General features: G+C 74.9%; 7 protein-coding genes. 3 read left to right on the top strand and 4 right to left on the bottom strand.

Going from position 1 to position 7,246, the window contains the following annotated elements:
• Positions 1-2,528: non-ribosomal peptide synthetase (locus DZG00_RS10240; protein ID WP_119455592.1), on the bottom strand; the 2,528-nt coding region annotated here is incomplete at its 3' end.
• Between the two features lie 104 nt (positions 2,529-2,632).
• On the bottom strand, positions 2,633-3,001 hold the full coding sequence (locus tag DZG00_RS10235) for a GntR family transcriptional regulator (protein WP_119455591.1): 369 nt from the start codon (positions 2,999-3,001) through the stop codon (positions 2,633-2,635).
• 123 nt (positions 3,002-3,124) lie between these two features.
• Between DZG00_RS10235 and DZG00_RS10230 the strand changes: the two genes are divergently transcribed.
• Positions 3,125-3,496 carry a hypothetical protein gene (locus DZG00_RS10230; RefSeq protein ID WP_119383339.1) on the top strand — a complete coding sequence of 124 codons (372 nt, stop codon included), beginning with the start codon at positions 3,125-3,127 and terminating at the stop codon, positions 3,494-3,496.
• Between the two features lie 9 nt (positions 3,497-3,505).
• On the opposite strand, the gene DZG00_RS10225 is transcribed toward DZG00_RS10230, so the two are convergent.
• On the bottom strand, positions 3,506-3,943 hold the full coding sequence (locus DZG00_RS10225; protein ID WP_011931848.1) for an Lrp/AsnC family transcriptional regulator: 438 nt from the start codon (positions 3,941-3,943) through the stop codon (positions 3,506-3,508).
• A gap of 183 nt (positions 3,944-4,126) precedes the next feature.
• Here DZG00_RS10225 and ddaH point away from each other — a divergent pair, with 183 nt between their 5' ends.
• Both ddaH and rocD read left to right on the top strand, forming a co-directional pair.
• A complete protein-coding gene (gene ddaH, locus DZG00_RS10220) occupies positions 4,127-4,969 on the top strand; it encodes a dimethylargininase (RefSeq protein WP_119383078.1) in 843 nt (280 codons plus the stop codon).
• A 23-nt stretch (positions 4,970-4,992) separates the two neighbouring features.
• Positions 4,993-6,237, top strand: coding sequence for an ornithine--oxo-acid transaminase (rocD, locus tag DZG00_RS10215; RefSeq protein ID WP_233549192.1), 1,245 nt, complete (start codon positions 4,993-4,995; stop codon positions 6,235-6,237).
• A 37-nt stretch (positions 6,238-6,274) separates the two neighbouring features.
• On the opposite strand, the gene DZG00_RS10210 is transcribed toward rocD, so the two are convergent.
• A partial coding sequence (locus DZG00_RS10210; RefSeq protein WP_199689810.1) for an EamA family transporter occupies positions 6,275-7,246 on the bottom strand: 972 nt, incomplete at its 5' end.

Below are 7,246 nucleotides of genomic sequence, written 5' to 3'. Positions count from 1 at the left end.
CCCTCGCGCGCGGCGGGGGACCCGGCCCAGCGCTGGCCCGCGGGCACGCGCCCGAAGACGGCCGAGCCCGGCGCGATCTCCGCGCCCTTGCCGATGCGCGTGCCCGGCAGCAGCGTCGAGCGCGTGCCGACGGTGGAACCCGCGCCGATGCGGATCGCGCCGACGCGCACGGTGTCGCCGTCGATCCAGTATCCGGAGAGGTCGACCTCGGGCTCGACCGACGCGCCCCGGCCGATGCGGAGCATGCCCGTGACGGGCGGCAGCGTGTGCAGGTCCACGTCGTCGGCGATGCGCGCGCCGAGCGCCCGCGCGTAGTAGGTGATCCACGGCGCACCCGCGAGCCCGACCGCACCGATCTGCTGCGCGATCTGCTCGGCCAGCCAGATCCGCAGGTGCCAGCGGCCGCCGCGCGGGTGGTCGCCCGGCTGGAGCCCGCGGAGGAGCAGGCGCGCGGCGACGGCGGAGATCGCCATGCGGCCGAACGGCGTCGCGAAGAGGAGGAGGCCGGGGATCAGCAGCCAGAGCGGGACGGACGGCAGCGCGTCGAATCCGCCGAGCGGGCGCAGCAGCGCGCTCGCCGTGAGCAGCAGCGCGAGCCAGCGGAGGCTCTGCAGGGCGAGCAGGGGCGCGCCGAGGAGGGTCTGGATCCACTGCGTGCGGCGGGGCGTCGGCGTCACGTCCACGCGCGGCCCGCTGCGCTCCGCCCGCGGCGCGCGCCCGGCGATCGCCGCCTGCATCGCGCCGAGGCGCGGGTGCGCGTACACGTCGGCGACCGTGAACTCGGGGTCGATCGCGCGGATCCGCGCTACGAGCTGGGCGGCCGACAGGGATCCGCCGCCCAGGTCGAAGAAGTTCGCGTCGGCGCTCGTGACGGGCGTGCCGAGCGCGGCCGACCACATCTCCGCGAGCGGCCGCAGCTCGGCGTCGAGGTCGGCGCCGTCGTCGCCCGCGGCGCCCGGGAGCGGCCAGGGGAGCGCGGCCCTGTCGACCTTGCCGGACGTGCGCGTCGGCAGCGACTCGACCACGCCGATGAGCGGCACGAGCGCGGCCGGCAGCGCGACGCGGAGGCGCTGCACGGCGTCCTCGCGCGAGAAGGTCGCGGGATCCCGTGGGACGAGGTAGCCGACGAGCACCGGGTTGCCCGCGCCCGTGGTCTGCACCGCGACCGCCGCGCCCTGCACGTCGTCGAGCGCCTGCAGCGCCGACTCGATCTCGCCCAGCTCGATGCGCCGGCCGCCGACCTTCACCTGGTCGTCGGCGCGGCCCTGGAAGACGAGGCCCTCCGCCTCGAAGCGCACGAGGTCGCCCGAGCGGTAGGCGCGGTCCCAGCCGAGCGCGGGGAAGGGGGCGTACTTCTCGGCGTCCTTGGCGGGATCCAGGTAGCGGGCCAGCCCGACCCCGCCGATGATCAGCTCGCCCACGCCGCCCTCGGGCACGCGCGCGCCCTCGGGGTCGACGACCGCGAGGGTCCAGCCGTCGAGCGGCAGGCCGATGCGCACGGGACCGGGACCACCGAGCGGGGCAGCGCACGCGACGACGGTGGCCTCGGTCGGGCCGTACGTGTTCCAGACCTCGCGCCCGTCGGTCGCGAGGCGCTGGCCGAGCTCGGGCGGGCACGCCTCGCCGCCGAAGATCAGCAGCCGCACGTTCTCGAGCGACTCCGCGGGCCACAGCGCCGCGAGCGTCGGCACGGTGGACACGATCGTCACGCCGTGCGTCGTGAGCCAGGGCCCGAGGTCCATGCCGCTGCGGACGAGGCTCCGCGGCGCCGGCACGAGGCACGCGCCGTGGCGCCAGGCGAGCCACATCTCCTCGCAGCTGGCGTCGAACGCGACCGATAGGCCCGCGAGCACGCGGTCGCCCGGGCCGATCGGCTCGTCCTGGAGGAAGAGGCGCGCCTCCGCGTCGACGAAGGCCGCGGCCGAGCGGTGGGAGACGGCGACGCCCTTGGGGGTGCCGGTGGATCCGGAGGTGAAGATGATCCACGCGTCGTCCTCGGGCGCGGGCGGCGCGACGAGCGGCAGCGCGGAGGTGGATGCGTGCGCGGCGGCGGCGGGGAGGATGCGGAGCGCGGCAGCATCGGCCGTCTCGGCGGCGTCCGCGACGCGCGGCGCGTACTCGCCCGTGCCGGTCACGACGCCCGCGACTCGGGCCTCGCCGAACACCAGCCAGGCGCGCTCGTCGGGGTCGTCCGCGTCCACGGGCACGTACGCGGCGCCCGCCGCCAGCACGCCGAGCACCGTGATGTAGAGGTCGCGGGATCCCGACGGCATGCGGATCCCGACCCGGTCGCCCTTCCCCACGCCCGCGTCCCGCAGCGACGCGGCCACCTGCACCACGCGCGCCATGAGCTCGCGGTAGCTGAGGGCGCCGTCGGCGTCCTGGATCGCGGACGCGTCGGGGTGCGCGGCGACCGTCGCCCGGAGCACGTCGACCAGCGTCCGCGGTGCCGTGACGGCGTCGGCCCGGTCGAGCACGCGCTGGGCGTCGTCGTGCGGCGTCGCCGCCTCCGGGGAGGACTCGAGCATGTGGTCTCCGTTCGGATCGTGCGGCGTGCGTACTGTCGGGCCTCGGGGTGAACGGGAGGTGGACGCGCGGCGACCCGGCGTCGCCGCCGTGCCCGCGGGATCCGTCAGCCGGCCGCGAGCGCCTCGTCGACCACGCGCCGCGCCTCGTCGTCGGCCACGCCGAGCCGTCCCGCGAGCTGCGCGTACGCGACGGCCGCCGCCCGGAGCGCCTGCGGCACCTCGTCCTGGGCGGCGACGAACGACCCGGCGCGGCCGCGCGTCTCGATCACCCCGTCGGCCTCGAGCTCCTTGTACGCCCGCGCCACGGTGTTCACCGCGACGCCCGTCTGCTCCGCGAGCGCCCGCACGGTCGGCAGCCGCGCGCCGATCGGCAGCTCGCCGTCGGCGGCCCGGCGCGCGACCTCCGCGCGGAGCTGCTCGTAGGGCGGGGTCGTGGAGCCCGGGTCGATGCGGTAGCCGGGCGCGGGATCCATGGGCCGAGGCTAGCGAGGCGGGGATGGCCGGCGGGCGCGACATGCACGGCGGCGGGCGCTCGCGCACGTCCGGGAGGGGGAGGATGGGGGAGCGGCGCATCGGCCGCCGACGGGAGGATCCGCATGTCCGAGCTCGAGCTGATCACGATGTGGTCGCGCGCCCGCAAGCAGATGATCACGAGCCAGCTCGGCCCGATCTTCCTGCTCACCTCCACGGTGGTCCTGCTCCGCACGGGCCTCGCCGACGCCGACCTCGGCACGCGCCTCGCGGCGGCGCTCATCCTCCTCGCGACGGGCGTGCTCGGATCCGCCGTCCAGTTCTCCGTCAACTCGCAGGCCATCGCCATCGCCCGCGACCTCCGCGACCAGGGCGCGACCTCGCACGCGGCCCGCGCCGTCGTCGCCTCCGAGGGCCTCACGAACCTGATCCGCTACGTGATCCCGGCCCTCTTCGTCGTCATCTACGTCGTGATCCTGGTGGCGCTCTTCGCCTAGCGCCCGCCGCTACTCCAGCGTCCGGTTCACCAGCCGCGACAGCACGATCGCGCTGCGCGTGTGGTCGACGTTCGGGGCGAGGCGCACCTTCTCGAGGGCGTCCTCGAGGCTCGGGATGTCGCGGGAGCGGATCCGCACGATGGCGTCGGCGTCGCCCGTGACGGTGCCCGCGTCGACGACCTCGGGCACGCCCTGCAGGATCCGGCGCAGCTCGTCGGGCGCGACCGTCCCGCGGCAGAACAGCTCCACGTAGGCCTCGGTGCTGAGGCCGTCGACCGCAGGGTCGACCTGGATGGTGAAGCCGCGGATCACGCCGTCGGCCACCAGCCGGTCGACCCGCCGCTTCACCGCGCTGGCCGAGAGGCCCACCGTCCCGCCGATGTCGCCGTAGCCGGCCCGCCCGTTCTGGCGGAGGAGGTCGATGATCCGGTGGTCCAGGTTGTCCATGCTCCGAGCCTATGGCGGGATCGTGCGCCGACCGGGGGCCTGACGCGCGGAATCCGCGTGGCGCCGGGATGAACGAGCGTGATCCGCGTGCCAGGCTGTCCGGAAGGCGTCCCCTCGGGGCTCTGGGACATCGTCCGCCTCCACGACCGCGCCGCGAGGCGCGCCGCACGAAGCAGGAGCACCATGCCCTCCACCCTCTCCCGACCCGCGGACGCAGCGTCCGCCCGCACCCCCGTCGCCAAGCGCGTGCTCATGTGCCGGCCCGACCACTTCGACGTGGTCTACAAGATCAACCCGTGGATGGACCCCGCCATCCCGACCGACACGTCGCTCGCCGTCCGCCAGTGGCAGACGCTGTACGACACGTACGTGGGCCTCGGCTTCCAGGTCGAGCTCATCGACGGCATCGAGGGCCTGCCGGACATGGTCTACGCGGCCAACGGCGGCTTCACGCTCGACGGCATCGCGTACGGCGCGGCCTTCCAGCACGCGGAGCGCCAGCCCGAGGGCCCCGCGTACATGGACTGGTTCCGCCAGGCCGGCTTCGACGTGCGCGTGCCCGAGGAGATCAACGAGGGCGAGGGCGACATCCTGCTCGTCGGCGACACGATCTTCGCCGGCACCGGCTTCCGCAGCGACAGCACCAGCCACGCCGAGGTGGCCCGCATCTTCGACCGCGAGGTCGTGACCCTGCACCTGGTGGACCCGAGCTTCTACCACCTCGACACCGCGATCGCGGTGCTCGACGACACGAACATCGCGTACCTGCCGAGCGCCTTCGACGCCAGGAGCCTCGACGAGATCGAGCGCCGCTTCCCCGACGCGGTCGAGGTCAGCGCGGAGGACGCGTCGATCCTCGGCCTCAACTCCTACAGCGACGGGTACAACGTCGTCATCGCGGAGAAGGCCGTGGGCTTCGAGGCGTCGCTGCGCGAGCGCGGCTACAACCCCATCGGCGTCGACCTCTCCGAGCTGCTGCTCGGCGGCGGCGGCGTGAAGTGCTGCACCCTCGAGCTGCGACAGTGATCGACGAGACGAAGGCGACGCCCATGACCGACACCATCGACCGCCCCGCCGCCTCCGAGGCCGGCGCCCTGGCGATCCACGCCGAGGAGGCGCACGCCGCGCACAACTACCACCCGCTGCCCGTCGTGGTCGCGTCCGGGCAGGGCGCGTGGGTCACCGACCTCGACGGCCGGCGCCTGCTCGACTGCCTCGCCGCCTACTCGGCCGTGAACTTCGGGCACTCGCACCCGGAGCTCGTGCGGGTCGCGACCGAGCAGCTCGGGCGGATCACGCTCACGAGCCGCGCGTTCCACAACGACAAGCTGGGGCCCTTCGTCACGGCGCTCGCGGAGCTCGCGGGCAAGGACATGGTCCTGCCGATGAACACGGGCGCGGAGGCCGTGGAGTCCGGGATCAAGGTCGCCCGCGCATGGGGCTACCGCGTGAAGGGCGTGGCCGCGGGACGCGCGAAGATCATCGTGATGGCCGGCAACTTCCACGGCCGCACCACCACCATCGTGAGCTTCAGCGACGACGAGGAGGCGCGCGCCGACTTCGGGCCGTTCACGCCCGGGTTCGTCACGGTGCCGTACGGGGACGCCGCCGCGCTCGAGGCCGCGATCGACCAGGACACGGTCGCCGTGCTGGTCGAGCCGATCCAGGGCGAGGCCGGCATCGTCGTGCCGCCCGAGGGGTACCTCGCCGACGTGCGGCGGATCTGCTCCCGCGAGCGGGTGCTGATGATCGCGGACGAGATCCAGTCGGGCCTCGGCCGCACGGGCGCCACCTTCGAGTGCGACAACGCCGGCGTCGTGCCGGACCTGTACCTCCTCGGCAAGGCGCTCGGCGGCGGCATCGTGCCCGTCTCCGCGGTCGTCGGGGACGCGGACGTGCTCGGCGTGATCCAGCCGGGGCAGCACGGATCCACGTTCGGCGGCAACCCGCTCGCGGCGGCCGTGGGCCACGAGGTCGTCGACATGCTCGCGACCGGCGAGCCGCAGGAGCGCGCGCGTCGGCTCGACGCGGTGCTGCACGCGCGGCTCCAGGAGCTCGTGGGCCACGGCGTGCTCGAGGTGCGCGGCCGCGGCCTCTGGGCCGGCATCGACATCGACCCGGCGCTCGCCACGGGTCGCGCGGTCTGCGAGCGGCTCGCCGAGCGCGGCGTGCTCGCGAAGGACACGCACGGCTCGACGATCCGGCTCGCGCCGCCCATCGTCGTGGAGGAGGACGACCTCGTCTGGGCCGTGGGCCAGCTCGCCGAGGTGCTGACGGAGCTCGGGGCGCGCTGACCGCTCTCCGCGTCGATCGGATCCGCGCCCGGCCGCCCTACGACGCGGCCGGGCGCGAGCGCGTCCTGCGGCGGGGCGACGACGCCGGTCCGGCCGGCGCGCGCGTCGCGATCGCGACCCCCGCGGCCACGCACACCACGACGATCGCCCCGAGCTGGATCGGCGACAGCGTCTCGCGCAGCACGATCACGCCGAGGATCGCCGCGACGACCGGGCTGAGGCTCGTGAGCACGGCGAACAGGCGCGGGGTGATGCGGCGGAGGATCACGGTGTCGAGCGAGTACGGCACGGCGGACGACAGCAGGCCGATCGCCACGAGCAGCCCGAGGATCCGCCCGTCGATCGCGGAGACGTCGAGGGTCAGGAGCGCCCACGGCACCAGCACGACCAGGCTCACGATGCTCGCGACCGCGATCCCCTGGAGGCCCGGCAGCCGCTCCGCCACCCGGCGAGTGAAGACGATGTAGCCGGCCCAGGTGACGGCCGCGGTCGCGCCGCAGACGAGGCCGAACACGTCGATCCGCCCCTCGAGGCCCGTGAGCACGACGACCCCCGCGGCCGCCACGAGCGCGCACGCCGCGTCGAGCAGGCGGCGGGACGCGATGAGCGCGATCGACAGCGGGCCGAGGAACTCGATGGTCGCGGCGATGCCGAGCCCCAGCCGGTCGACGGCGGCGTAGTAGGAGAGGTTCATCAGCGACAGCGCGAGGCCGAGCATCACGGCGGGCACGAGCTGGGCGCGCGTCATCCGGTGGATCCGGGGCCGCGCCACCGGCAGCACGAGCGCCGCCATCATCACCTGCCGCGCGGCGACGACCAGCACGGGGCCGACCGCGGGGATCACGAGCCCGGCGAGCGAGGATCCGTAGCTGACGCTCACGATGGTGCCGACCTGCAGCGCGGCGCCGGCGGCGGTGGTGCGGGCGCTCGGGGCGTCCGGCGCGTCGACGACCGCGGCCTCGACGCCGGCCGGGGTCGTGCCGGGCGCGGAGCCCGGGTGCGTCGCCGC

The sequence above is a fragment of the Clavibacter lycopersici genome (assembly GCF_003576405.1).
Lineage (GTDB): Bacteria > Actinomycetota > Actinomycetes > Actinomycetales > Microbacteriaceae > Clavibacter > Clavibacter lycopersici.
Note: the sequence above shows the minus strand (reverse complement) of the source record. Positions and strands in the feature narration are given on the sequence as shown.